A 25,517-nucleotide genomic window follows, 5' to 3' on the forward strand; every position below is an offset into this window, starting at 1 on the left:
ACGCCAAGATAAATTAGTTAACAAAAAAAGAATAGATATGTCAAATAGAAGCGACTTAAAGATTTATTTCCAAACAGGAAAAAAACCGACTCAACTAGAATATGAAGATTTAATTGATAGTTCGTTAAATATTAGTGAAGATAAGGCAAATTTATCTGATGCTCAGGAGGGTACAGATGATGATAAATATATGACACCAGCAACTACTTTGAAAGCTGTTCAGACACATGTTCCAAATTCAACGACCTCGAATCGAGGTATTGTGAGGAAATCAACACTTGTTGAAGAACTGAATGGTGCAAATGTAGATGCCTATGTGACTCCAGTTGGTACTAAAAATGCCATTGCAAACTTTGCTCCTGCAGCTGCGCCAGTTCAAAGTGTTAACGGTCTTACTGGTGAGGTAATTACAGATTTTGATACAGGTTGGCAAACACCTACATTGTTAAATAGTATAACTAATCATAGTTCAACTTATCATGGCGCTAGATATAGGAAGAAGAATGATGTGGTTTATATAGAGGGAGTCGTTAAAGGCGGTACAGCATCAGGTACAGTTACAATTTTTAAACTTCCGAATGGATATAGACCAAGTAAGCGAATAATCTTTAATTCTTATAGAGCGAATGGTGTATTTCGAACAGATGTTTATCCTACTGGAGATGTTATATGTTATTCTTACAACTCTACTATGACTAGCATCTCTGGAATTTCGTTTCTAACGGATTAAATAATAAAACACCTTATTAATTCTAAGGCTTTCCATTACTTCAATGGAAAGCCTTTTTTGTAATTTAATCTCTTGATAATTAAAATTGAGATGATTGTATTATTAGACAATGGGCATGGTGCTTTAATAAACGGTAAATATCAAACTGCTGGCAAGAGAAAAGACTGGCTGGATAAAGGAATTATTTATGAAGGAGAATTTAATAGAGCCATTGTAAATGGTATTATTGAGCAACTTACTTACTATAAAATTCCTTACGTAAACATAGCACCAGAATATTGGGACGTGCGTTTAGAAACGCGTGTTAAACGTGCCAATAAATTCCCTTCAAACAACTGTTTCTATCTAAGCATTCATAGCAATGCTGGTGGTGGAAAAGGAAGTGAGGTTTTCACATCTCCAGGCGATACTAAGAGTGACAAAATAGCTACAGCTTTTGGAGAAGAGTATCATAAGGTATTTCCAAATAGAATATTAAGAACTGACTTTTCGGATGGTGACCTAGACAAAGAACGTCGTTTTTATGTGCTTACTAAAACAAAAATGCCCGCTATTCTAACAGAAAACTTCTTCATGGACAATTTTGAAGAGTTTGACTCCATCTTAAACACAAAAGAGGGAAGGCAAAAAATAATTGATTTTCATGTCAGCGCTATCATAAGAACTAAAGTGGAAATCTTTAAAGAAAGTTTTCCTTGAACGAGAATATTAATTAAAATAACGCAATAAATCTATGTCATTACAAAATACTACCGAAATCCCATTAAATGATGATGCGCTAGCGCTCCGAATGTACCAACAACTGATTGACAGTGATAAAATAATTATGGTTATTCTAGGCGATTCTAGTTCCATACAAAAAGGACTTATTCTAGCAGATAAATTGACTAGACAAATTACGACAAACGAGACCTTAGTGGTAATGTGGATAGGAAACCACACTACTTTGAAAAATGAATTAGAGCCAATATTAAAAACGGCTGATATTATACAAGTAGATACACCCTATAAAGAAATTAAAGCATTTTGTTTTACCAAACATCCAAGAAAGGTAAATACCAGAATCCATCTGAATGGCTCATTGAGCCCTTTTAGACTTACCAAACTTTTTAGAGAGGCCATAAAAAATAGTTAATATACAAGTTCAAAAATTCATAACATGAAGACTAAAAAACACTCAATTTTCTTTTTTTTATTTCTTATTATTTCAATAGGATGGACTCAAAATAAACAAAAAATTTTAAAGGTTTCGGAGGACGTTAACGGAGGAGTTAAAGTTGTAAAAAATATTGTTGATATAAACGGAAATTTAGAAGTTAAAATATCCAAGGAAGAGCTTCTTAAAAGAATCGAAAACGATTACCCATCATTTGCTGAACAAATAGAACTTAAGAATAGAATTAATCTTTTAAATAAAGCTTTAGAGAATCAAGAAAAGATATATACTGTACTAGAGAAAAATATTAGGACTGCTGCTCAAGATAAATCTCTTAATGACTATGTTTTTGATTTTATGAGTGAAATTGAGGATACTGATTTAGAGAATAGATATAATAGTTTATATTATGAATGGGATACATTAAGTGATGATAATGATGATAAAAAAGTTGGTTACGAGCTCTACATTCTCAGAAAGTTTAATGCTTATAATAAAAATTTAGGTAAATCTTTATCAAACCATACAGGACAAAGCTTTGACATTAGTATTTTGGCTTTTTTAAAAAATAAGCAAGGAGGTGACAGAGTTCATATTGAGAATTTTGACTCTTATTCAGAGCGAGAATTTCATAGAGTTCAAAGATGGGTTACCAATATTTCTCCTGAACAAAAAAAAGAGCTCGAAGCTATTGCTAAAAAAGCCAATACCTTAAATGAAAGTGCAGCAAGTTTTTTTGATAGTTTAAAGTCAGATATAGAAAATTATATTCCTAATTTGGAGTGTGCTACTAGCTTAAAATATGATATAAAAACTTTTTTAGATGACTCTAATGTAGAAAGTAATATCACGGACGCTTTGACCAAAGATATTGAGGTATTACAAAAAAAGTATAATGGGATTTTTGATTTATTGTCAATATCAAAAGAGGATATTTCTAGTTGGAGTATTACAAGACCCTTTGATATTATTGAAGAAGTTAAAAGACTAAATGATTTTAAGGATGATATACCGACTTTGATTTCTGGATTTCAGTTTACAGGTTTGGCTATTACAGATATTAAAAATGAAGTTAGTACCCTAGTTGATAAGCTAAATAAATGTGAGGGAGAAATACAGTCAGGTGTTGAATACTTAATTAAGCTATTGGAAACCTTAAAACTCGAGCAGACTAGATATATAGCTAATGAGACTATTGGCGAGGAGGTTTATAAATTTTCATTCGATAATTTACCAGACACAGGATATATTAACCTTGAAGGTTCAGGGAAAAGAGACAATGGTGATGGTCTAGAGATACAATTAGTAATTACGCCTAAATCTGGTGATGATAAGGTCGATGAACAAAAAAAACGAATACTAGAGAAAAGAACACTTACCATGCAACTCATTGGATTACGTTCTGAAACTGCTGTTGGTATTATAATGGCAGATTCCTTCAATGAGAATAATTTTCTACCAATAGAAGATAAACGCTTTTTATATGCTCCTTCCGCTGCCTTGCTATTAAAGATTGGTTCTCGTAATTCTAACTTATACAATGACTTTATAGATTTTGGATTTGGTTTGGCAATTTCAACACCAGATTTTGATACCGATGGCACTCCTGAGTTTGGTGCAGGTCTTATGCTTACTGCATTTAAAGATATTTTGAGTGTTGGCATTAATTATAATGTTACACTAGATACGCCATACTGGTCTTTCGGTATCAACCTACCCTTTACTTTACCTGGAATTCCTATTAATAAAGTTGATTAATTAAAATTATGGAAGAAAAAAACACATTTCACTTAGGAATTACTATGGCTGGTGCAGTATCAGCGGGAGCTTATACTGCGGGTTTTATAGATTATCTTATCGAGGCTTTGGAACTTTGGGAAGATCAAAAAACTATAATCCGAGAAAAGTTAGCCAAAAATGAACCATTAAGTAAATATGAGAAAAAGGTTCCACTGCACGATGTTTGTATTAATGTTTTAGGTGGAGCCTCGGCAGGTGGAATGGTTGGAATGATAACAGCACTTTCCACATACTCAAAAATGCCTTCTGTAAAACAACCAACAAATGATAAAACGGGAAATATTTTATATGATAGTTGGGTTTTGCTTGATGATGATATCGACACTAGTATAGAAAATAAAGTAGCGACCTTTCAAAAAATGCTTTATACAGATGATTTTGAAAATAATGATGATGGCGTTCCATCTCTACTCAATTCAAAGTCTATAGATAGAATAGCTGATAAGGTTTTCGATGAGCTCGTACCAAAAGACCAGAAAAGAGAAAGGCCTAAATATATATCAGAAGATTTAAGAGTCTTAATAACGCTTTGTAGTTTAAGAGGAGTGCCATTTGAACTTAATTTTGAAAATATGCTATCATCTCACTTTCCTCATACACCTGGTCACAGAATGAATGAGCATATGATAGTGGCACATTTTAAAATAAAGTATGATGAAGACCTAGACAAGGATATTTATTTAAAATTTGACCCTTATGATAAGGACTCAGAGGCGTTACTTAAATTATGTACAAAAGGCACAGGCGCTTTCCCTATAGGTCTTGCAGCAAGACACTTTAAAGGGAAATTATCAACAGAATATATAAAAAATTGCATTTTAAGAAACTTAGATATTAGTGAAGAAAATAAATCCGCGATTGATATTAAAATTGATGATGAAAACTTTGATTTTACAAATATTGATGGTGGAACAATAAATAACGAGCCCTATTCTGAGGTAGTTCAAGTTTTAGAAGAAATTTCTCCAAATTATAACCCTGAACTTCCATTGTTTGGAACCATAATGATAGATCCATTTCCTAACTTTTATAATCAGGATGAGGCAGCACCAATTGAAGACCCTTTTAATGGTTCATTTTTTCAAAAAAACTTTTGGAGTGTAATTCCTAAAGCCTACACAACATTTAGAGAGCAAGTAAGAGTCAAACATAGTGGTTCGTTTTACAAGGATTATTTAAGACTTCTAGTTTTTCCTGTAAAATGGGAACAAAATGGTGTACTTAAAGACCACCCTCCCTTGGCTTGTTCTGCTTTAGGTGGGTTTGGTGGATTTTTAGATATTGAATTTAGAAAACATGATTTCTTTTTAGGTAGAAATAATGCTAGAAACTTTTTGAGAGCTTTTTTTATGCTTGAATATGATGAAAACAATCTCCATCCTTTATTTAGAAATTTAAATCAAGAAGCAATTGATCTTTTTAGAAGGAAAGTTAAAAATAACGACGGAGTAGACACCCTATATCTTCCAATTATACCTGATCTAAATCTTATATCAGATAAAGACGTTGGTCATACCAACCCCTATTATTATACAATTGATGAATTTCCTAAACTACAAAAGGGATATTTTGATAGTATTAAACCAAGTTTAAAAAATAGAGTGGGTAAAATTCTGTGTTTCGAAATTAATACAAGATTTGAAAAAAAATGGTTGTTGCGAAATGCACTGAAAATTGTTAAAGGTAATGTCACGAAACGAATTGTAAATAGCGTCATAAAAACGATGGAAAAAGATTTTGCGAACAGAAATATGATGCCTTAAACATTTTATGATTTACGTAGATAGAAATAAAGTTGAAAAACCAAAATTCTTTTATTCAAAAGAATGCGAAACGAAGATATCTGAATTGACAGAATTCTATCAAATTCCTAGATCCAAAAGAGCGCAAAAAAGATTTGTAGAATACTACGCTCCTTTTGGTATTATAGAGGCTTTAAATGAACTGTTTAATGGTAAATGTGCTTATTGTGAATCTAAAATTATTTTGGATAAATCTAATGATTTTCTTGACCATTTTAGACCAAGAAATAACGCAAAAGGTTTTAATAAAGATCAAACAGATTTAGATCATTATTGGTGGCTAATGTACCACTGGAATAACATGTATCTTAGCTGTTTGGAGTGTAAGAAATTCAAATCCACTTGGTTTCCTGTTGAAGGTAAAAGAGTAATGCCAATAACTAATTTTCCTGAAATTGTTACACAGGAAAATAATTTACTGATTGACCCTTGTTACGAGGAAATTGTAGAACATATAGGTTATGATTTTAAGACAGGTAACATTATTCCTTTAGATAAAAAAGGTGAAACTACTATCGAAATCCTTAAACTAAATAGACGAAGGCTTGTTAGCGGAAGATTATCTGCAATAAAAGAGGAGTTTGATAGTTGGGAACGTATATCAAATCAATATAGGAAAACAAAAAAAATAATAGAGGATAGAAATACTAATCATTGGGTTGAACTATTAAATTATTCTTCTAAAAAAGAATTTGTTGGAGCAAGAAGAGCATTTCTAAATGATAATTTAAATAATAATTTAGAGATAAAAACAGCATTCGAACTCGCTATTAATTCAAAAGAAAAACCACTTTTTAAAGAGTCAATTTCGTTTAGTCAGGTAAATCGTCCTTCTGGTGAATTAAAGTCATTTGAAAGGCCTACAATTGAAGATAGTGACTTTGTAAAAAAAACAAACCCTTACTCCAAGAATAAAGAATTACTTGAAATAAAAAAATTATTAAAAAACGTTTATATCGATAAGATTGAACTTAAAAACTACAAATGTTTTGATTCATTAAAAATAGACCTCTCAAAAAACACCGTAACCGACAAAGAACCTTGGTTGGTGTTTTTAGGAGAAAATGGAGTTGGAAAAAGCTCATTAATTAAAGCAGTCGCTTTAGCTTTAATGGGACAAAATTATTTGAATTCTTTGAACCTTGATGCGAGTAAGATTCTTAAATATGGGAAATGGTCTGGATATATAAAAGTATATGGCTCAAAAAAAGATGAGTTCTTTGAAATTACATTTAACAAAGACTCTAAACATCTAACTTCAAATATTAAAGAGCCACCTTGCTATCTATTGGGTTATGGTTCAACTAGACTTCTGCCAAAAGGAAATCTAATGCCAGAGTCTGATGTTGAGTATGTTAAAACAAAAAACCTTTTTGATTATTCGATTTCTCTTTCTGATGCACGACAATGGTTGTTAGAAATACCATCTAAGATGTTTAATCAAGTAGCACTCTCATTAAAAGATTTGCTAATGTTAGACCAAGACGATGTTATTAAGAGAAGTAAATCAAAAAATGCTTTATATATAAGTTATGCCAAAACAAAAAATAGAATAGATGTCGATGAATTAAGTGATGGCTATAAATCCATTTTTGCAATAACGGTGGATATCATTAATACATTGTCAAAAGATAATTTAGCATTTGAAACAGCTGAAGCAATTGTCCTTATTGATGAGATTGGAACACATCTTCATCCACGTTGGAAAATGGAAGTTGTAAGCAGGCTCAGAAAAACATTTCCCAAAATACAATTTATTGTTACGACTCATGAGCCTTTATGCCTAAGAGGTTTAGAGAGTAATGAGGTTTTAGTTTTAAAGAGAAATGATGAAGGGAAAATAATTTCCTTAAATAAATTACCCAATCCTTCAGATTTCAGAGTAGACCAATTACTTACTTCCGAATATTTTGGGCTAAATAGTACACTTGACTTTGAGACAGAAGCTCTTTTTAAGGAATATTATAATCTTTTAGCGAAAGAGAATAGGACTGACGAAGAGCAAAATAGAGTTTCAGAACTAAATCAATTACTACCCAATAAAAAACATATTGGAGATGATATAAGAGATGAGTTAGTATATTATGTAATTGACGAATTGTTAGCAAAACAAGTAAAAAAAGAAGGATTTAAAATTATCGATGATAGTATAAAACAAGAGGCATTAGATAGAGTAAAGAATATTTGGGAGTTTATGTCTGAAAATGATAACTAATGATAAAAGTCGATAGAAATGTAATTCAGCCTCCAGATATACTAACCAATCCAAATGGTCGCGGTGTAAAAGAAACAAGTAGGGCTATTGAGTATTATTCAAAAGCAAATGTTAGTAAACCAATGAAGTTTACTGTTTATTCAAATTCTGAAGTAAAGGACACTTTAATAAAACTCTTTAAAGAAAAATGCGCTTATTGTGAAAGTAAGTTTTTGCATGTTTATTCTGGAGATGTAGAACATTTTAGACCCAAAGGACAAATTGCAGAAGCTCCTAATCCCAAACCTGGTTATTATTGGTTAGCATCAAATTGGGATAATTTACTACTGTCTTGTAGAAATTGTAATCAAAAGTTAAAGCACCTTACTGTTGGAAAAACAGAAAAGGAGACAATGGGTAAAATGGATCAATTTCCATTAGATGATGGAGGAGTTCATATACAAAATCACAAAAAGGATATTTCAGAAGAAGAGCCTTTTAGATTATTAATTAATCCATGTAGAGAAAATCCAGAAGACTTTTTTAAATATGATATAGAATCTGGAGTAATTGTCCCGAAACCCACTACCAGAAAAGAAAAGAAAATGGCAGAGGAGTCTATAAGAGTATATGTTTTACAAAGAGTGCCATTAGTTCAGGCAAGAGAACGAAAGGCAATACAAATATTAGCGCAGATCCAACGCGTAAAAGAGGCGATAAAAAATGTGAGTGATTTTGCAGATAACAGTTCTAGTATTAAAAAAATATACTTCGATAAAATTTTAAAAAAGGAGCTTAAAAAGTTAAAGCAATTCTTATCACCAAATGAAGAATATTTAGGCTTAGCTAAACAAATAATCAATAAATTCTTAGAAGCGAATTTCCAAATATCTTTATAGCCATGAAAATTATTGTTTACTTACCTGGTCTAGGTTATGATTACTCTGATGTTTCCGGTTATAATTATGCAGAGAGATATATGTCATCAATGGATAAAATGAATCCAGATAAAAACATAAAATATTTACTGGAAAAAAAAGAGTTGAAGTATGGATTTCAGAATGATATAATTTCTCAAATAACATCTATTTATGAATATGATTCTAATATTGAAGATAAGAAGGAGACTCATCGAATTCATGAATTCTATTATGCAGATAGTCTAACAGAAAAATTTAATAGTAAGAACATAATATTAAAACTGGTTTTGATATTATTTACATTATTTAGTAAATCAATTGTCTTGATAAAAACATTCGTTAGAAGTCAATTTTTAAATATTAAAAAGAGAATTGAAGCTGTTTATTTTTTTACCATTTTGAGCCTTATTGCAATATTTGCGGTTATTTTATTTCCAGCAATTTTGACCTCTTTTACGGGATTGTTAAATCAGGTAATTACCAATGATGCTTTTCAATTAAGTCAGTCCGTAATCAATTTAGATTCTTGGGTGGTTTTTTCTTATTGGATTACGACAATAACAGCATTATTAACCACCATTATTCCTAATTTTAGAAGTTTTATTTCAAATACAGCTACAGAATTTTTATGCCTTGATTATTATTTAACAATAAGCGATAATAAGTTAGAAATTATAGGAAAACTTGAAGCCTTAATAGAAAGAATTTCAGAAAATGATGATTATGATGTCGTAGAAATTCATGGTTATAGCTTTGGTACTATTGTTTTAATTGATGCTATATTTCCCTATGGGAATAAGCCAGCACTAAGGTTAACTAAAGAAGTAAAAAGAATAGTCACAATTGGTTGTCCTCATGACTTTATAAGTACCTATTATCCAAATTATTTTTCTGAACGAGCTTTACCTAATAATTCAAGTTTAAAGGAGTGGTACAATATATATTCCGAAATAGACATTTTATCATCAAACTTTAGACCAGATGATAAAAAGGAAAATGGCAGTTTTAAACTTTTAAATTCCGATATCGAAACACAAAATATTTTCTTTAACATCATTAACCCGAAATCACTGAATTTCTGGAGTCATATTGGTGTAATAGGAATTAGAGCACATAAGCTTTTTTGGGGTAAAGGTGTTGATTCATCGAGTTGTTTGAATATGCTAGTGGAAAAGAATAACAAAATTTAAAAGTGTAAATACATTAGAAACGTCCTAATTATAATATTAAAAAAAACATGAAAATTAAAAATGTACAAGTCAAAAATTTTAGACTTTTATCAGATATATCCATTAATCTTGAAGACGATATTACTTTAATACAATTACATTTGCCTTAATAGGTAAAAAAGACAGCTCTTTTATAGATGCGTTACCTTTTTTAGTTTTATAAATTTTAGACTAACTCTCGAAAGTTTTATTGAACAAGGCTTTATAAAGTGAAAGTCAAAAATATTCTACGAAATATCACCTAAGTATTTTCTTTTAAATAAAGGTTCGTTATCTCCATTTTAACGCGAACAAAAAGTTGAATAGGGTTCCCCTTACAAAGAGTAATGGGAACCCTTAGTTCTGTCTCAAATCTATGTTTTAATTTTATCAAGTAGGCAAAATTTAAGAAAAAACAAAAGATTATGAATCAAATCTTACCTGTAGTGTAATTATATAAAGGTATTTATGTTCATTAATTTTCGAATTCAATTTCTATAAAAATTAAAATAAAACAGCAGACATTATGTGGTATAAATAATGGCCTAAAAAGCAAGTTTATGGAGAAGGCCACACTATTATAGCACATTAAAAACAACATGACGGTGACAAACGGGCTAGCCACCCATATTAAGTTAGAGTATGTGAAAGCGAAAATCTAACTATAAATAAAAAAAGAGTAGCCAAGAGTGAAATGAAAATGACCGAGTTTAAAACTTGATAAATAAAATTATGGTTTCGAAAAATTCATTAATAATAAAATTAATCACATGAAAATTATTAAAAAATTTAAATCAAAAATTGCTTATGCATTAACAATCGTTTTTTTGTTTCCTACAATGTATTCTTGTACGACCGATAAATTAACAAACGAATTTGAAGAAAATGCCACTTATGATCAAATTGCCCAAAAATATGAAGGTTCTGCCAAGCAAATAGCTGATGCAATACGATTAGTAAATAGTGAGTTGCAGAATAGCTTTCAAGAAAAGCAAATTAATGGCGTTGAAATAACCCAAGAATTAGTTGACCAATACGCAGTAGCAGCTGGGTATGATAAAGGGGAGTTTACTGTAGCATTAGTTGAAGAGGTAATGGATAAAAACGAAGATTTAATAACATATGGATATATGCAAGTTTTGGATGATTACAATTTAACAGGATTCACAAAACTAAAAATACAAGAAATTCTTGATGGACAAGCTTGGATATCTGATTTACAGAACAGTCCTAACTATGCAAATTTAGCTACAAATGAAAAAGAAATGCTAACCTTTATCAACACTGTTGCAAAAGAATCAAGTTCATTTACACCAACCGAAAAAGCACGTTTTTGGGATGGCTTTACTTCGTTTGGGGTTGGAGCAATTGCGGGAGGAGTATTATTTGGCCCATTAGGTATGTTTTTTGGCGGTTTGATTGGCACATATGTAAATAATTTAGCGAAGAATTCTTGAAAATAAAATTTATTAATTATGTCAAAAAGAATAATTTTATCATTTATAATAACTATAACATATTTATGCTATGGTTTTTCTCAAGAAAGTAAAGCTGGAAAAGAACTGATTTTTAATAGCCATATTGGTTTTGGGACTCTTGAAATTCAAAATTCATTAAAGTTAAATGTTTTAAGTATTGAAGCCTTTTTAGGTATTGAGGTTTTAAAATTCAGTAAAAATAATTCTTTAATTACGGGTGTTGAATTTCTAAATATTTCGGGAAATTTAATGTCTGGACAAACAATCAACTATCTTAACAATAAATATTTGAATATTCCTGTTATTTATAGAATCAAAAAAGAGGCTGATAACAATATTTCTTTTTTTGGAGATTTAGGTATTTATGGTTCATATATATTAAAGAGCAAGTTTGAAGATATTGAAAATGAAATTTCTAATACAGAGAATGGAGTCGGTTTAAATTTAGGTCTTCAAGCAAGTATTGGAGCAAGTATTAGGTTTGATGATGCTTTCAAGTTTAATATAGGATTTAAATCAAAATCTGACATACTTAATAATTCTAAAAATTCTTTACCTGAATACAAATTAACAAATATGTACTCAGTATTGTTAGGTTTTAATTATAAATTTTAATAACCGAAGTAAGTTGAAATACTTAAGCATTTTTGCCATACTACTTTTGTTAAGTTGCAATGAGCGAAATAACCATATTGATTTTAATGATTTTAATTTTAGTAAGGATAATACCTATTTAATTTTCAGAGGAACTAATACAAAACAAGGTTATTTCGCTAAACAATTTAATATCAAAGATAGTTTAAGTACTCATGTTGGTATCTTACAATTCAAAGATTCCGAATGGTTAATTTATAATGTATCTGATTTTAAGGACAATTTTTCTGATTTTAAGACACAAAACTTAAATGAATTTTTGACATGTAGAGATGGAAAGGTTTTATACTTGAGTGTTTGGACTATAAAAGGAAATGATTTAAAGGAAACTCGTTTAATTACTTCAGTATTAAAAGAGTATAAAAAAAATAAAATCGAGTTTGACCGATATTTTTCTCTTAATGATTCAACAAAATTATATTGTTCTGAATTTGTAAATATTGTTTTGAAGTCTGTTGATTCGACTAAATTTAATTTTAAACCAATAAAAAGAGAATTAAAAGGAGTGTATAAAACTTATTTTAAAAAAGACACTTTAAATTATTATCCTGTTGACATATTTGAATTTAGTCCTCATATTATAAAAAAAAAGGAATGGTATTTTGAAGAATAACGTGATATAACATCGTTTGTAAACCATTGCTTTGACAGAGCTTCTTTGGAAAGGAATTTTAATTTTTCCAAAGAAGTTTTGTGTTTTTGATTGTTCTGGAAAATCACACAAAATTGTTCTTGCACAACGACACTATGCTAAACTTTAAGTTAGTCACTTCTATTTTGGCAGCTTAACGCAGTAAATCAAAATTTTAGTTTTGTTGTATAAGTACAAAAAAGCATTAGCAATTATAATTTAAATATTATGTCATTATTCAGGGCTATAAAAGACTTTAAATATATGTTCTTCTTCTTCTCCACTTAAAGTTAAATTTTGCAACCCTAATAAAGAGTAAGGGGAACAATTAGTTCTGTCTCAAATCTTTGTTTTAATTTCATCATGTGGAAAAATTCTACAAATACAATATAAACATTAACCAAATCTTAACTATAACCTAAGTGCTTATAAAAGGGTATATGTTTGATGATAAAGAATCCGTAATAAAAATAAGGGTAACAAAAGACGGAAAGAGTGCTAGTATTTATCATATTATGGTTAACCTAAAGTATAAAATACTATTAAATATAATCAGGGCTTGTTTAAATTTTAATCTCTCCCCAAACCAAAGGATGCGCACTAGCGGCTAAATTCTTATTAGAAACAGATTTGTAAATAGACCATTGTGGTTGTTTTTCTGGCCACATCGCTTTACGATTTAAACCACAAGAAGTCATCTTATCAAATAGAGCAGGGGAGAAGAGCATATAATCGTTTTGCTTAATATTTACACCCATACGGTAAGCACCTAATCTAAAATAAGTAGCATCATTCCCTTTATCAGAATCCACATGAAAAGAGCGATGTTTAGTAATGTCTTTTAAGTTTGTGTCTTGGATTATTGGAGATAAAGAATTGCAATAAGGAGGAGCATTAAATGTGCCTGCAATGATGATATTGGTTTTACCTTCTGCTTTAAGCTGATTATAAATAGCTGCAATTCGCGTAACTTGATTTTTTCTAAGGGTGTCAGAATAGGTTTTATCTTGTTTGTCTTTTATGAGGTAGACATTGAGCAGCCAAATTGTTTTTTGCGAAGGTGTGGTAATTTCATATACGATGAGGTTTTTACCGTCGTCGTTTAGGGTGGTGTTGATGTTGTACGTTCTTACAGTCTCAAGATGATACCCTTCTCTAAGCGCAATACCCATTTCTAAACTATTCATATCGTTACCTTGTAAGACAAATGATTGTGAATACGGTTGACATCCATATTTTGGAAGAATGAGCTGATTGAATTCTTCAAAAGAGGCCCTGTCTTCAATTTCCTGAAGTAATAATATATCAGGATTTATGTCAGCAATAACCAGTGCTTTGTGATCCGTTGCCTTCGTTTGAATGGGAATAGTTTGTAGTTCCACCCAACCATTCCAATTGGTGATATTATTTGCTTTATTTTCTAAAGAATGACTTAAGCCTTTCATATAGAGAAATCCTGCTTTTCTTCGTAAAATAGCATAAGGGCGAGGGCTTGGTTTCTCAAAACCAATGAGAAATGATAACTCTTTAATGCGGTCTTGTTGGTTCACGGATTTAGAAGGATGAAGCATCAATGTATCGAGTTCTTGTATCCAATCGTTGAGGTTCTTTCCAAAAGGTTTGTCAAGTAAGCTTTTGTCTCGGTGAAATAAATTCTGAATGTTAAAGGTGGCGATTTTCATAATACGTGTTTTTATTTGCGTTTATCATTGGTGTTTTCATCAAAGGGTATAAGGTTAAATAGTTCGCGCATTCGACTTCGGACACGATGACCATATAGATCTTCCAACTCTTGAGCATTTAGATTTGTAGTGGCATGTGTTTTTATCTTGTGATCCATGAAAAGCTCGTGACGCGAGATTAGAATTTCTCCCATAACATTACAGTCTTTTCCATAATGTCGTCCCATCGGTTCCACACCTAAATCATCGAAGCAAAAGAATTGCCTACAGCCATAATCTTCAATAATTTTATAACCTATATGATTAAAGCCAAATACAATATTTCTACACGGAATTAAAATATATGGTTTTTGTAGCGGGACGATATGTTTTAGCAATAACATTAAGCTTGTTTTACCACAGCCCACTGGTCCAGAAAGCAGTATGCCTTTGTTGATGTCAATATTATTTTTTTTGCAATTGTCTTCATCTTTTATAAGGTAATGGCAGAGTTTTAAAATAATGTCGTGGTCCTCTTCATAGATTTTAAAACGGTTGCCAAATAGCAATTTTCCTTTAACATCGAGGTAAATTAATATTTTTTCAAAGTCGTAAATCACTTCTTTGCGATTAAAAGATCCAATGGAATATTCTATATTTTCTTCAATGAGTTTACAAGGGTTGACCATAATCTTTTTGCTTTGAGGTGCTCAAGTTGTCCTTTTTATGAGACACTTCATTTTTAGTTTCAAGTGCCTTTGCTTTAAGCATCCAATTACTGGCGCTGGCGTGCCAATCTTCAATTTTTATTTTACCACCAATTTTCCAACCAATCGCTTGATAGTGATTGTAAAATTTTGAAGCTTCAATCGTTGGCCATTTTTTACTTTTAAAAAAAAGAATAACTTCAAATTCATTTTTTGGTAGCTTAGTTTTAGTTATGTTTTCTTTTTGTTTAGTAAAGTTTGTATTAGGTACTAATGCTTGTTCAGTGCTTGTTTCATGCTTGTTTAGAACTTGTTTAGAGCTTGTATCAAAAATGAGCATCCTAATTTTGCTCCCTTTATAAGGGTTATGAGATGGCAAATAATGTATGTAGTCCCAACTATGTAATTGCTTAAGGCAGCGATGATAGGTTGCTTTCGATCCAATTTTAGATTGTATCATAATTTCTTGTCTATCGATATAAAATTCTTTTGGAAACCGGTTAACATTCCAACATTGAAATAGTGCCATATATAAACTGACATGTGTTGGATTTAATCGCTTATCTAAATAGAATATTTGAAATATTGAATTGAGATGTTTTATATAGTTCATAAAGCGTTTTAAATGGTATTGTCTACACGGTTCTTATCCATTACCTTTTGAATTTCTGCGGCATCATAGTATATAATACCTCCAACCTTTGTAAAAGGAAGGGTACCATTTATGCGGAGGTTCTGTAATGTACCTGGACTAATTTTGAGTAAATCCATGAGTTCTGAAGATTTTATATATTTCTTCAGTTGGCCCTGTGATTTTTTGCTTAAGATGTCCTTAATTTCAGCGAGTAATTCTAATTTAAATTCTCTTAAATCATCTGTTGTGATTATAGTGGCTGGCATAATAAAAGGGTTTTAAAGAAAGAGACTAAAAAAAGGTCTTTAAACATTTTGATAGTCTCTGTTCTGTTGATTTGACTTTCGTTATGCAAATTTGTGAGGGATTATTCTATGGTCTTCAATAGTTTATCCAGAGATGGGAGTTTTTTTTAATATAAGTTTTGAATAGTTTTGTAGATGAGATGGGCGAGTTCAATAAAGGTATTGCCCTAATTTGTATTAAAAATAATGGAGTTTTTTAGCAGATATGGTATTCCCAACTTGGGGGAAACTTAGGATTATTCATCCGAATCCTTAAAGCGTTTCAGAAGTACTTTTGTCAACCAATCTAAAAATTTTGTTTGACTGTTTTTTCTAGCTCTTATTTCTATAAAAGTGTGATAGTAATTACCGAGTTCGATGTTAAATACCTGTTCAAACATAGAGGCTAATTCCTTAATATCGGCAGTTCCGCTATTTATGGATCCGCTACTATGCAGAGCATAAATTAACTCCGTTAATTCTGTTTTGCTTCCTGTCCAGAAAAGTTTTGAAGATGTTTGCTTCATTGTCTTATTTTTTGTGTCTTTATGAGATTGTAATTTTTCAATTTCTTGTTGCAGGTAAACAATCAACATATCATAGGCTATAATTGTGGCTACTGTGGTGTCTTGACACGTAGAAAACTGGTCATCAATAAAAAAGTGAAAGAATTCAGTTGGCAATCGTAAATCAGATTTGCCTCTAATAAAATATTCTTCATCAAGTGTCGTAGCCCCTCTGCGATAGTAGTGATAGAACTCTAAATTATCATTGAAAAAGACTTGTAATTTATTGATGTGATTATTTAAATATTCTATTTGGTATTTGGAGCTACTTCTAGGGCGTTTACTTTCTATATTAAAGAGCCTAACGTAATAAATCAATCGACTGAATATTTGAGGTTTTATATGCTTAAAAAAACTAATTTCTTCATGTTTTGAACTAAACCCTTTTTTTAGGACACTTTTTCGGAGTTTCTTAATGCATTTTTCAGCTTTAGCAATGCCATTTTCGGCTTTGTATAAAATATCATCAGTACGGGACTCCAAAGACTCCACCGTTGTTTCAAATTCTGATATTAATTCTTGATACTTCATAACTATACAAAGCCATGTGTTTCATTTTCAACGACATTCTAGTAATCCCAAAAGTTCCAAAGTGAAATTGTCTGAAGCTTGTATATAGGCATATTTCTCTTCTACCACAGCACCAAGTTTCTTTTTCTCAAATGAAGCGGTTAGTCCCAAATCAATGGTTTTAAATTTTAATTGAATAGCCCTCTTAAGCGTTTGATATAATAATTGTCTGTAAGTCTGATAGATTTTAAGGTAATCATAGTCCATACCGACTAAGGACGGAACATAGGTTTGAGCGTTATTTTTATAGCAAAACATTACTCCAATGATTTTGTTTAGTTGTTCAGGATGATGTATGAGTATAAATTCCCAATTGGGATGATCAGACATGTTTTTGAACAAATTGATAGGGTACGGAAAGGTATTTAGTCCAAGGTTGTTTAAGCGGACATTGTTATACAATAGATGAACTTGGTTGAGTTGGTGAGCATTGAGTGTTTGCAAGATTGAGATATCTAAGGAGGGTTCATAAGCTAAAATGTCTTTCCTCAAATGTTTTCTGTTTCTTGAGGAAAGTCGAGATACATAAACTTCAATGGCTTCATCAGCTCTTAAATTAATGCGACATGAATTTGGCATTTGTATTCTAACAAAACCCTGACCAAGAAAATAACGATTTAAGCTATCGTTCATGCTAAAATCCCGAAGTGCAATCATTTTAGAATTAGAGCGCTGTTCCAATGTTTCTAAAGTTTGCATAAGCATATGTAGTGCCTCTTGCTTACGTGGATGATTACCGTTGACATAGAGATGATTACCTTCAGTGAATAAACATCCTAAACTTAAAACTTTTGAGGTCATGTAATAAGGATCTGATATGCGCTTTTCTTCAAGAGTTTTAGACGCAGTAGCGTTGGCTAGCATATCATCCTTCCAAAGCGATGAGGAAATAAAAGTGGCTAAGACCGGATGCTTTTGCGCATCACAAACAATGAGATACCAGAAATTCCAATTATTTTCTCCCAGCACATTATTTCTAAATGTTTTCTCCAAAAATTGAAGTCCGTCCCAATCTTGAATACCACAGTCCCCAACCAAGTTGTTCCACATTTGTTTATCAATTTTTGAAATAGAAGTTTCTAATTGTAAGCTTAGATTTTTACTTATTGTTTTTTTAGTCTTAATTGTTGATTTTAATTTGAAGGCTTGATGTACGCGATGTAAGTCTGTATGTGTTTCTTCAAGTGCTTTAGGTAGATGATAGACCATAGCATCCACCAAAGCTTTAATTTCTGTACGTTGGTTATGTCTTGATATTGTAATTCGTACACCTGTGTTTTTTACTGGAACAGCAGGGAAGAGACCTAAGTTGACGTAAAATCCTTCCTTCATTAAACGATTGACAAAATTATATCCCGTTTTAGGCATACCGGTTCCAATGAAGAATACTGGTGACATGTTTTTGTCAACAACAGGTAAATCTGTCTGCTCTAATAAGGAGTTAAAATATTGAACTCTTAATCTTAAGTCGTCTTGAAGCCTATATATCTCTGGGGATAAATGAATTTCTGCAGAAGCAGTGGCTGCTGCAACAGATGCTGGTTCTAATTGCGCAGAGAAGGTCAAAGGCCCGCCAAAGGTTTTTATGTCTTTGTGCATTTTCTTGTTAGAGCAGACTAATACGGATCCACTGGCACCAAAGGTTTTACTCAAGGTTCCAAACAAGAGCATATTTTCTGAAAGTGCATTGATTTCATTCATAACGTAACCTGTACCATTTTTTCCAATCCAGCTCATACCATGGACATCGTCAAAATAAAGATGCAATTGCGGATATTTTAAGCTTAAAGTTTTTAAATCTTTAATAGGAGCGAAATCCCCAAACATAGAATAAATACCATCTGCCATATACCAAATCTTTTTTCGGCTATTGGTGTATGATTTTATTTTATCCTCCAACATGTTTAAATCATTATGACGAATCATGTCTATGGGAACACTTCTTGTTTTTAATACTTTAGCAGCACTTTGCACACTCCAGTGTACTTGATGATCTAAAATAATTGCATCTTGATCTTTTACAGCACTCGGAATAACACCAAGATGGCCTAAAGTACTATTCTTAGTAATCACAACGGGATGTTGATACATTTCAGAAACTTTTTCTTCTAATTGTTTGTAGAGCGGATTAGAAATGTATGATTTAGATAATGGAAATTGCGTGCCGTATCTGCGAATGGCATTAATAGCAGCTTCTTTCAATCTCGGATCTTGCTCTAATCCTAAATACCCCGTAGTACCAAAATGAAAGAGATTTTGGTTCTTTACACCAATAGTTCTGCCCGAAAAATTGTCTCCTTCAGCATAGAGGTGGAGTACACCTTCATCTATGGCATCTGTAAAAACATTATTTACAGTATCTAGGAAGTTATTGTGTTTAATTTTTGCCATCGTAATTTGTTTTGCAATTAATTTAATAGCTTTTATTTAAAATTGAATAAATACGCTTCTGCTAAATCCTTTTAAGGCAACTGTTAATCCTTTGTAGATAATGATTAATCCATATTGACTAATGATAGTTAAGTGAGGTACAATTGTTATATTGATTATTTTGTAAATTTATATTTATCAATAACCAGTTTTCTTAATCATTATGTCAATAGCACTTGAAAATGAGTATGCTACATATAATATTGTTAATGGAATCTTGTATGTCACCTATCGTAAAGATGTTATATTAGATTTACCTGCCGCGGTGTATGTTGTTAAGGATCGACTTTCACTTCATGAAGGTCTTTTTCTGCCGGTGCTATGCGATGTACGTCAAATTAAAGAAATCAATAAAGCTGCAAGAGTGTATTTAGCCATTGAAGGTTCTACATTAATTAAAGCTGTAGCTTTTATTGTAGAATCGCCTGTTTCAGATATGTTGTCTAAATTCTATCTACGTACCAGTAAACCTCCAATTCCTACAGAAGCATTTACGACTATGGAACAAGCGTTAATTTTTTTGAATCAATATAAATGATTTATGCAGCAGTTATGGTTATAGGTCATACCTGTTGGTGATATAGAGGACGTAAACCGATTCAGATGGATTATGTTATAGCGCAAAGAATGAAACTTATTAATCAAATGCTTTTAGAAATGGCATCTGGTAATTTCTTCTATCGCATCGAACGTTCCAAAGAAAATGATGAGCTTGAAGCGCTTATTGTAACTTTAAACATGTTGGCAGAAGAAATTCAAGATACAATCATTCATCAAGGGTTTACAAATACTGAAAATACGCTTTTAGACATTGTTCAAATGAGTTTTATTCTAGACTCAGAAGGACGTATTCAAATGGTTAATCAGCAGGCATGTAATGTTTTGTCGTACTTGTATGAAGATTTTATAGGTAACTATTTTGAGGTTTTTATAGCGAAATCTTCTATTCAGAAATGGAAAAAGACATGGCAACACATTAGAAAGAAGGCGTTTTTTGATACCGCTATAGCCTTAAAATTTAAATCCAAAGGAAATCTACTCATTCCTAAAAATGTGTATATCACAACTTTTAATGACCCCCATACTAAATATAGTAAAACACTGCTATCGGTTGTTCATCGTTCTAGTTTTCAAAAACAATTAGATGCAAGCTTAAAAGCGCGAGTTATTAAAGACAGTAAGTCGGGTGTCAACTCCAAAAATAAAACGTCCAAACCAAAACTTAGATTAAGCTTCGAAGATATCCGTAAAATAAGAGAAGGACATGACATCATTATTAATAATTTAGATGCTGAACTGCCGTCTTTAAGAGATTTTGCCTTACAAATAGGAACTAATGAGTTTAAATTAAAGTATGGTTTTAAGGAACTGTACGGCACCACGGTGCATCGGTTTTTAATGCAAGAACGGTTGAGAAAAGCTCAAATGATGATACAATATAGTGATGTGTCGCTTAAATCAATTGCCTATAGGGTAGGTTTCAAAAGTATGCCTCACTTTTCAAGAGTGTTTAAGAAGCGTTATGGGTATTCTCCAAGTGCATTGAGAAAGAATTCTATCTCTAATGATAAGTAATAACTTCGTTTGTATTTATATATAATCCTTTAGAGTAAAGGGCTTATCCGTTAAAAATCAAAATTACTTAACACCTTTACCATATCAAAACAAAAGATATGAGATCGGTTTCATCAATACTAAGATACATACCAAATTTATCTAAACTTTTATATATTCTATTATTCGTTTATGCAGCGAGCAGTAAACTACTAGATTTTCAAAATTTTCAAACGCAATTAGGGCAGTCACCACTCCTTGGAGCTTTTGCATTTCCAATTGCCTATGGGGTCATCATTATAGAGATACTTACCTCCTTAATATTAGCTTTAGAAAAAACAAGAATTGTAGGGTTATATATAGCATATATACTCATGGTAATGTTTACTGCTTACATTGTAGTTATCCTAAATTTTACTTCCTTCACACCTTGTTCATGCGGAGGGGTTTTAGAAGATTTGAGCTGGACAGAGCATTTGATATTTAATTGTGCATTTATAGCTTTAGCGCTATGGGCTATCTTTTTATCTGAAAAAATGAATAAAAATCAATTAGCTGTCAGGTTGTTGTTAATGACTTTAATTGCTGTTTGTATTATTGTTGGACTTTTTCTAATATCTGACAATAAAATGAAACAAAATAATGCATTCCAAAGGAAATACATGCCTCACGCTTTATCGAAAGTTGGAGTCTTTGAATTGGAGTCTGACGCTTTCTACATTGCAGGTATAGATAGTAGCAATATTTATTTGGGTAACTATAACGCCCCCTTATACCTTAAAGCTGTTGACGTTAATTTAGATACTTCTCAGGATATAAAAATTGAAATTGATAATTATACGCTTCCTTATCAAAGAGTGAGAACAAATGTAAATGATTCGGATTTTTTTATAGGGGATGGCACTGTACCTGTCATTTTGCATGGTAAAACGAACAATTGGCAAGCTAAAACTTTTTCCTATAACGATGCTTATTTTTATCAGTTTGCTGTTATAGACAGTTCAACTCTTATTCTATCTACAACTAGTACATCTACAAAATCCAATGCTTTAGGAATCTTACATTTAAATCAAGATAGCATTAGCTTCAATTTACAACCTGACATCCTTAAAAGCCAATCTACGGGAACATTTGATACTGATGGAATACTATTGTGGAATAATCAAAATAAAAATGTGGTATATGTCTATTATTACCGAAACCAATATGAAATAGCTAACAGTCAGCTAATTTATCAGTCTACAGGAAAAACTATAGATACCATTGAGCAGGCCCAAATAGATGTAGATTACTATAAAAAAGAAGCTCATTTTAAAATTGGAAAATCGGTCGTGGTCAATCGATATGCTTCCACCTATGGTGATCAATTATATATCAATAGTGATCACTTAGGCCGTTTTGAAGATGGTGAAATACTCAAATCAGCAAGTATTATAGATCAATATAAAATTAGCGATAACGCATACCTCCAAAGTTTTTATTTCTATCACCAACCGAATCAAAAACTTGGTGAATTTAAAGTTGAACAAAATCTAATTGTGGGCTTAGTCGATAATCAATTATGGGTATATCGAATTCGAAAAGAAGGATATTTTAAAGAGTAAACAGCGCGTTGTTTCAGGAGGAAGGCCGAACACCTGTATATATAGTAGGCCATAATATTAAATTTTTAAATTATGAAAACAAATCTTTTAAAAAGGGCATTACCAGTTATGGTATTTATGATGGCAATAGCATTTGCCTTCGCCAGTGAAAATGTATCAAGTGAGTCAGAGGAAACTTTGGTTACTGGTTATATTTTTCAGAATGGTAAGTGTATACAAGCACCAAAAGACTGTAACCAGTTACTTGGCCCTGCTTGTATTTACTTAGGTAATCAAGTCTATTTAAACAAAGAGGGCGACACGTCTTGTAGTGTGCCCATGACTCATAGACCGTAATTCTGAGTAGTGAGCGAAGAGTGATTTGTCATTCTTCGCTCATTTTAAAATGGTATCAAACCATTTTTTTGTCTCAAACCTTAAAAAGTTTTGATTAACCTTATCGATTAAAAAATGACCTTCGTTCTCAAATAATATTAGTTTTGCTTCGCTATTTAAGCGTTTTAAACCCATATATAAATAAACACTCTGAGACCAATTGACATTGCCATCCTGTTTTCCAGCCCAAAGCAATAATGGGGTTTTGATATCTTCTACATAATTTAAGGGAGAATTTTGATGGTAAGCATCTTTTGATGAGTAATAGGAGGCCCCCATTCTTAATTGTTGGGCTTCAAAGCGCCACATTTGATTCATATTCCAATCCCATGCCACATCGTGATAACTGCTAATTAAATCCGTTACTGCTGCTCCTGCTACAGCCGCAGAAAATAAATTTGTCTGACTAACTATATAAGAGGTTTCATAGCCACCAAAGGAGTGTCCAATCAGTCCTAAACGTGTCCTATCTATAGACTTTTGTTTAAGTACAACCTCTATCGAAGCTAATACCGACTGTAGAGCAGAAACGCCTGGTGATCCAATTTTATAAGAAATATCAGGAAGGAGAACAAAATAACCATCCAATACATAATCAAGTATATTAAAACCTATAGTTCCTGCATTTGAGGGTGGAGAGAAATTATTTACCTCCACTGAGTTTTGCTCATAAATCCAAGTAACCATAGGATAGCGCTTATTTGGATCAAATTGCGAAGGATATATTAACACTCCTTTTTCTTGAAATTCAGAATTCACCGTGTAATGGAACACTTCCTCACGTCCTAAATCTAGGGGAAGCAATGAAGGATTACTCTGGTACAAAAGCCTCGATTTTGACATTTCTAGTGACACAGCTTGTACACTAGGCGGACTGTTGAACTTACTCTTTTTAAATACTATAATGCCTCCCTCCAATGATACCTGTCCCTCCTCAACATGCGCAGGCTTATAAACCTTTTCCTTTGTGCCTAAATCCTTGGACCAATAAGCATAGCCACTTTTTAAATCATCACCCTTCATGCTTAACAACAACCCCTCCTCAATATCAAACACACTGCTAGTACTGTAGGTTTTAGAAGCTAAAAGAGTGCTGTCATCTACCTGTATTCTATAGGATATGCCTTGTTCCTTTCCCAAGGTTATTTTATGCGGGTCTCCATTATCCATCCCGACCATCCAAATATCGTACTGATCGTATAGAAATAGCTGCTTCTCATCCGCCGTCCAACCAGGATTGCCATAAGGTAAAACGTTTTCAATGCCATATAACTGTTTATTTTCAAAGGAAGTTGCTATGTCGTGGGTAACATTAATTTTGTTTTCACTGATACAATCATAAACCCACCAATCTCCATTTTTAAAAAAGGAAACATATCTCCCAGAGGGGGAAAAACTAAATGTATTTGGTGCAGTTGAAATTTTCTCAACTATCAACTTGAGTTTTCCAGTTTGTAGATTTTTTATATACAAATCAATATCAGGAAATTGTTTGTATTGAGGCTCGTAGCTCAACATATTATACACAAGCACATTGGGATGTTCGGGGTGAAACCTGTAAGACGGAAATTTTTCGTCGTTAAGATCTTCTGTATGGCTATTTAGAACATCCCAATAGACTAACTTAAAACTGTGCTCGCGTGCCTTGTAAGCTTTCATTCTAGGAACTATCCAGGGATCTTGAGTAGTCCAGATTTCAGCTCCAGAAAAAACAGAACCTTCTGATTTCAATGAGGAGCGATAGAAAAAAACGCCAGACCCGTCGTTTTTTAGCTCTATGTTCTTTTCAATAATAGAGCCCTCCACCAAGGGGACTTTTAAAACCTTATGCTGGTGTTCAAGATTATGGTCGTTAAATCGAAAATGATGTAGTTTCTGTAAGGGACTACTTTCTATAAAAGCTATAGAGTTTCCAGATCCGGACCAAGTCATTTTCGTGTATTCAAAATGCTTTCCTTTTTCTAGAATGACCAACAACTTTGTCGAAGCCTCATAAACCAGAATTGTAGATAAAGTTGCAGTAACGCGATGAATCATAAGCCTATTTAATTGAGGGTGCCACTTGAAACTTTTAACATTCTTCAGCTCTTGGGTATCTTGAGTTTCGAGGTTAATAAGCGTTAAGTTACTTTCATTAAGTAGGGCTAAAAATCGAGAATCTGCACTAAACTGAAATGAAGATATAGACCCAAAGTCGGTTTCTTGCTGTTGTAATAGATCTATTAATTTAAAGCTATTACTATCCTTAGATTTAGTGCCAAACCACTGGTTATTATTCGAAAAATCAAAATCATAAGAGTCTTCAAGCTCAAAACGCTTTTCATTCGACGTGTGTTGCACATGCAATACATTAGCTTTATTGTCAAAGAGTTCTTTAAAAACAACCCAACGACCATCAGAGCTTAGCACTTGAATATAGGTGTTCTTACTCAATAAAGTGTCAGAGGCCTTTATTCTAGTACGCTCATGAATAGGCTTCTGTCCATGTACAAGTACTACAGATAAAAAGCAAAACAGTTTAAGAATGTAAATGCAAAATGACTTTCTTTTATATAGGTA

Annotated in this window: 22 protein-coding genes; 15 read left to right on the top strand and 7 right to left on the bottom strand. The window is 32.1% G+C overall.

What is annotated here, in order from left to right; translation table 11 throughout:
• Positions 1-37: 37 nt before the first annotated feature.
• From HSX10_RS16285 to HSX10_RS16335, 11 genes are all read left to right on the top strand, one after another.
• A complete protein-coding gene (locus tag HSX10_RS16285) occupies positions 38-730 on the top strand; it encodes a hypothetical protein (RefSeq protein WP_173589314.1) in 693 nt (230 codons plus the stop codon).
• A gap of 90 nt (positions 731-820) precedes the next feature.
• Entirely contained in the window at positions 821-1,429 is a 609-nt protein-coding gene (locus HSX10_RS16290) for an N-acetylmuramoyl-L-alanine amidase (RefSeq protein WP_173589315.1), read from the top strand.
• Between the two features lie 34 nt (positions 1,430-1,463).
• The gene (locus HSX10_RS16295) at positions 1,464-1,865 is read left to right on the top strand and encodes a hypothetical protein (protein WP_173589316.1); all 402 of its coding nucleotides are present in this window, start codon (positions 1,464-1,466) and stop codon (positions 1,863-1,865) included.
• A gap of 24 nt (positions 1,866-1,889) precedes the next feature.
• Positions 1,890-3,644, top strand: a complete 1,755-nt coding sequence (locus HSX10_RS16300) for a hypothetical protein (protein WP_173589317.1) — start codon at positions 1,890-1,892, stop codon at positions 3,642-3,644.
• A gap of 8 nt (positions 3,645-3,652) precedes the next feature.
• A complete protein-coding gene (locus tag HSX10_RS16305) occupies positions 3,653-5,449 on the top strand; it encodes a hypothetical protein (RefSeq protein ID WP_173589318.1) in 1,797 nt (598 codons plus the stop codon).
• Positions 5,450-5,456: 7 nt separating this feature from the next.
• The gene (locus tag HSX10_RS16310; protein WP_173589319.1) at positions 5,457-7,703 is read left to right on the top strand and encodes an AAA family ATPase; all 2,247 of its coding nucleotides are present in this window, start codon (positions 5,457-5,459) and stop codon (positions 7,701-7,703) included.
• A complete protein-coding gene (locus HSX10_RS16315) occupies positions 7,703-8,581 on the top strand; it encodes an HNH endonuclease family protein (RefSeq protein ID WP_173589320.1) in 879 nt (292 codons plus the stop codon). The genes HSX10_RS16310 and HSX10_RS16315 overlap by 1 nt, the downstream gene beginning before the upstream one ends.
• Positions 8,582-8,583: 2 nt before the next feature.
• The gene (locus HSX10_RS16320) at positions 8,584-9,792 is read left to right on the top strand and encodes a hypothetical protein (protein ID WP_173589321.1); all 1,209 of its coding nucleotides are present in this window, start codon (positions 8,584-8,586) and stop codon (positions 9,790-9,792) included.
• Between the two features lie 788 nt (positions 9,793-10,580).
• Complete coding sequence (locus HSX10_RS16325; RefSeq protein WP_173589322.1) at positions 10,581-11,267, top strand: DUF456 domain-containing protein; 687 nt, start codon at positions 10,581-10,583, stop codon at positions 11,265-11,267.
• An 18-nt stretch (positions 11,268-11,285) separates the two neighbouring features.
• Entirely contained in the window at positions 11,286-11,903 is a 618-nt protein-coding gene (locus tag HSX10_RS16330; RefSeq protein ID WP_173589323.1) for a hypothetical protein, read from the top strand.
• A gap of 13 nt (positions 11,904-11,916) precedes the next feature.
• A complete protein-coding gene (locus HSX10_RS16335; RefSeq protein ID WP_173589324.1) occupies positions 11,917-12,555 on the top strand; it encodes a hypothetical protein in 639 nt (212 codons plus the stop codon).
• Positions 12,556-13,136: 581 nt separating this feature from the next.
• Here the strand turns inward: HSX10_RS16335 and HSX10_RS16340 are convergent.
• The 6 genes from HSX10_RS16340 to HSX10_RS16365 all read right to left on the bottom strand — a co-directional run bounded on the left by HSX10_RS16340 (position 13,137) and on the right by HSX10_RS16365 (position 19,386).
• On the bottom strand, positions 13,137-14,255 hold the full coding sequence (locus tag HSX10_RS16340) for an exonuclease/endonuclease/phosphatase family protein (RefSeq protein WP_173589325.1): 1,119 nt from the start codon (positions 14,253-14,255) through the stop codon (positions 13,137-13,139).
• A gap of 11 nt (positions 14,256-14,266) precedes the next feature.
• Positions 14,267-14,923, bottom strand: coding sequence for a P-loop NTPase family protein (locus HSX10_RS16345; RefSeq protein ID WP_173589326.1), 657 nt, complete (start codon positions 14,921-14,923; stop codon positions 14,267-14,269).
• Positions 14,907-15,554, bottom strand: a complete 648-nt coding sequence (locus HSX10_RS16350) for a hypothetical protein (RefSeq protein WP_173589327.1) — start codon at positions 15,552-15,554, stop codon at positions 14,907-14,909. The genes HSX10_RS16345 and HSX10_RS16350 overlap by 17 nt, the downstream gene beginning before the upstream one ends.
• A gap of 8 nt (positions 15,555-15,562) precedes the next feature.
• A complete protein-coding gene (locus tag HSX10_RS16355) occupies positions 15,563-15,841 on the bottom strand; it encodes a helix-turn-helix domain-containing protein (protein WP_173589328.1) in 279 nt (92 codons plus the stop codon).
• A gap of 275 nt (positions 15,842-16,116) precedes the next feature.
• On the bottom strand, positions 16,117-16,956 hold the full coding sequence (locus HSX10_RS16360; RefSeq protein WP_173589329.1) for an RteC domain-containing protein: 840 nt from the start codon (positions 16,954-16,956) through the stop codon (positions 16,117-16,119).
• A gap of 27 nt (positions 16,957-16,983) precedes the next feature.
• Positions 16,984-19,386, bottom strand: a complete 2,403-nt coding sequence (locus HSX10_RS16365) for an aminotransferase class I/II-fold pyridoxal phosphate-dependent enzyme (protein WP_173589330.1) — start codon at positions 19,384-19,386, stop codon at positions 16,984-16,986.
• 202 nt (positions 19,387-19,588) lie between these two features.
• Here HSX10_RS16365 and HSX10_RS16370 point away from each other — a divergent pair, with 202 nt between their 5' ends.
• The 4 genes from HSX10_RS16370 (at position 19,589) to HSX10_RS16385 (ending at position 22,919) form a co-directional block, all read left to right on the top strand.
• The gene (locus HSX10_RS16370) at positions 19,589-19,963 is read left to right on the top strand and encodes a DUF7793 family protein (RefSeq protein WP_173589331.1); all 375 of its coding nucleotides are present in this window, start codon (positions 19,589-19,591) and stop codon (positions 19,961-19,963) included.
• A 65-nt stretch (positions 19,964-20,028) separates the two neighbouring features.
• Entirely contained in the window at positions 20,029-21,000 is a 972-nt protein-coding gene (locus HSX10_RS16375; protein ID WP_173589332.1) for an AraC family transcriptional regulator, read from the top strand.
• 98 nt (positions 21,001-21,098) lie between these two features.
• Positions 21,099-22,583 (top strand): MauE/DoxX family redox-associated membrane protein, encoded by a 1,485-nt coding sequence (locus HSX10_RS16380; protein WP_173589333.1) that lies wholly within the window; start codon positions 21,099-21,101, stop codon positions 22,581-22,583.
• A 72-nt stretch (positions 22,584-22,655) separates the two neighbouring features.
• Positions 22,656-22,919, top strand: coding sequence for a DUF6520 family protein (locus HSX10_RS16385; protein ID WP_173589334.1), 264 nt, complete (start codon positions 22,656-22,658; stop codon positions 22,917-22,919).
• A 39-nt stretch (positions 22,920-22,958) separates the two neighbouring features.
• Here HSX10_RS16385 and HSX10_RS16390 read toward each other — a convergent pair whose 3' ends face one another.
• On the bottom strand, positions 22,959-25,391 hold the full coding sequence (locus HSX10_RS16390) for a S9 family peptidase (protein ID WP_173589335.1): 2,433 nt from the start codon (positions 25,389-25,391) through the stop codon (positions 22,959-22,961).
• Between the last annotated feature and the right edge of the window lie 126 nt (positions 25,392-25,517).

Source organism: Winogradskyella undariae, from assembly GCF_013285155.1.
GTDB classification, from domain to species: domain Bacteria; phylum Bacteroidota; class Bacteroidia; order Flavobacteriales; family Flavobacteriaceae; genus Winogradskyella; species Winogradskyella undariae.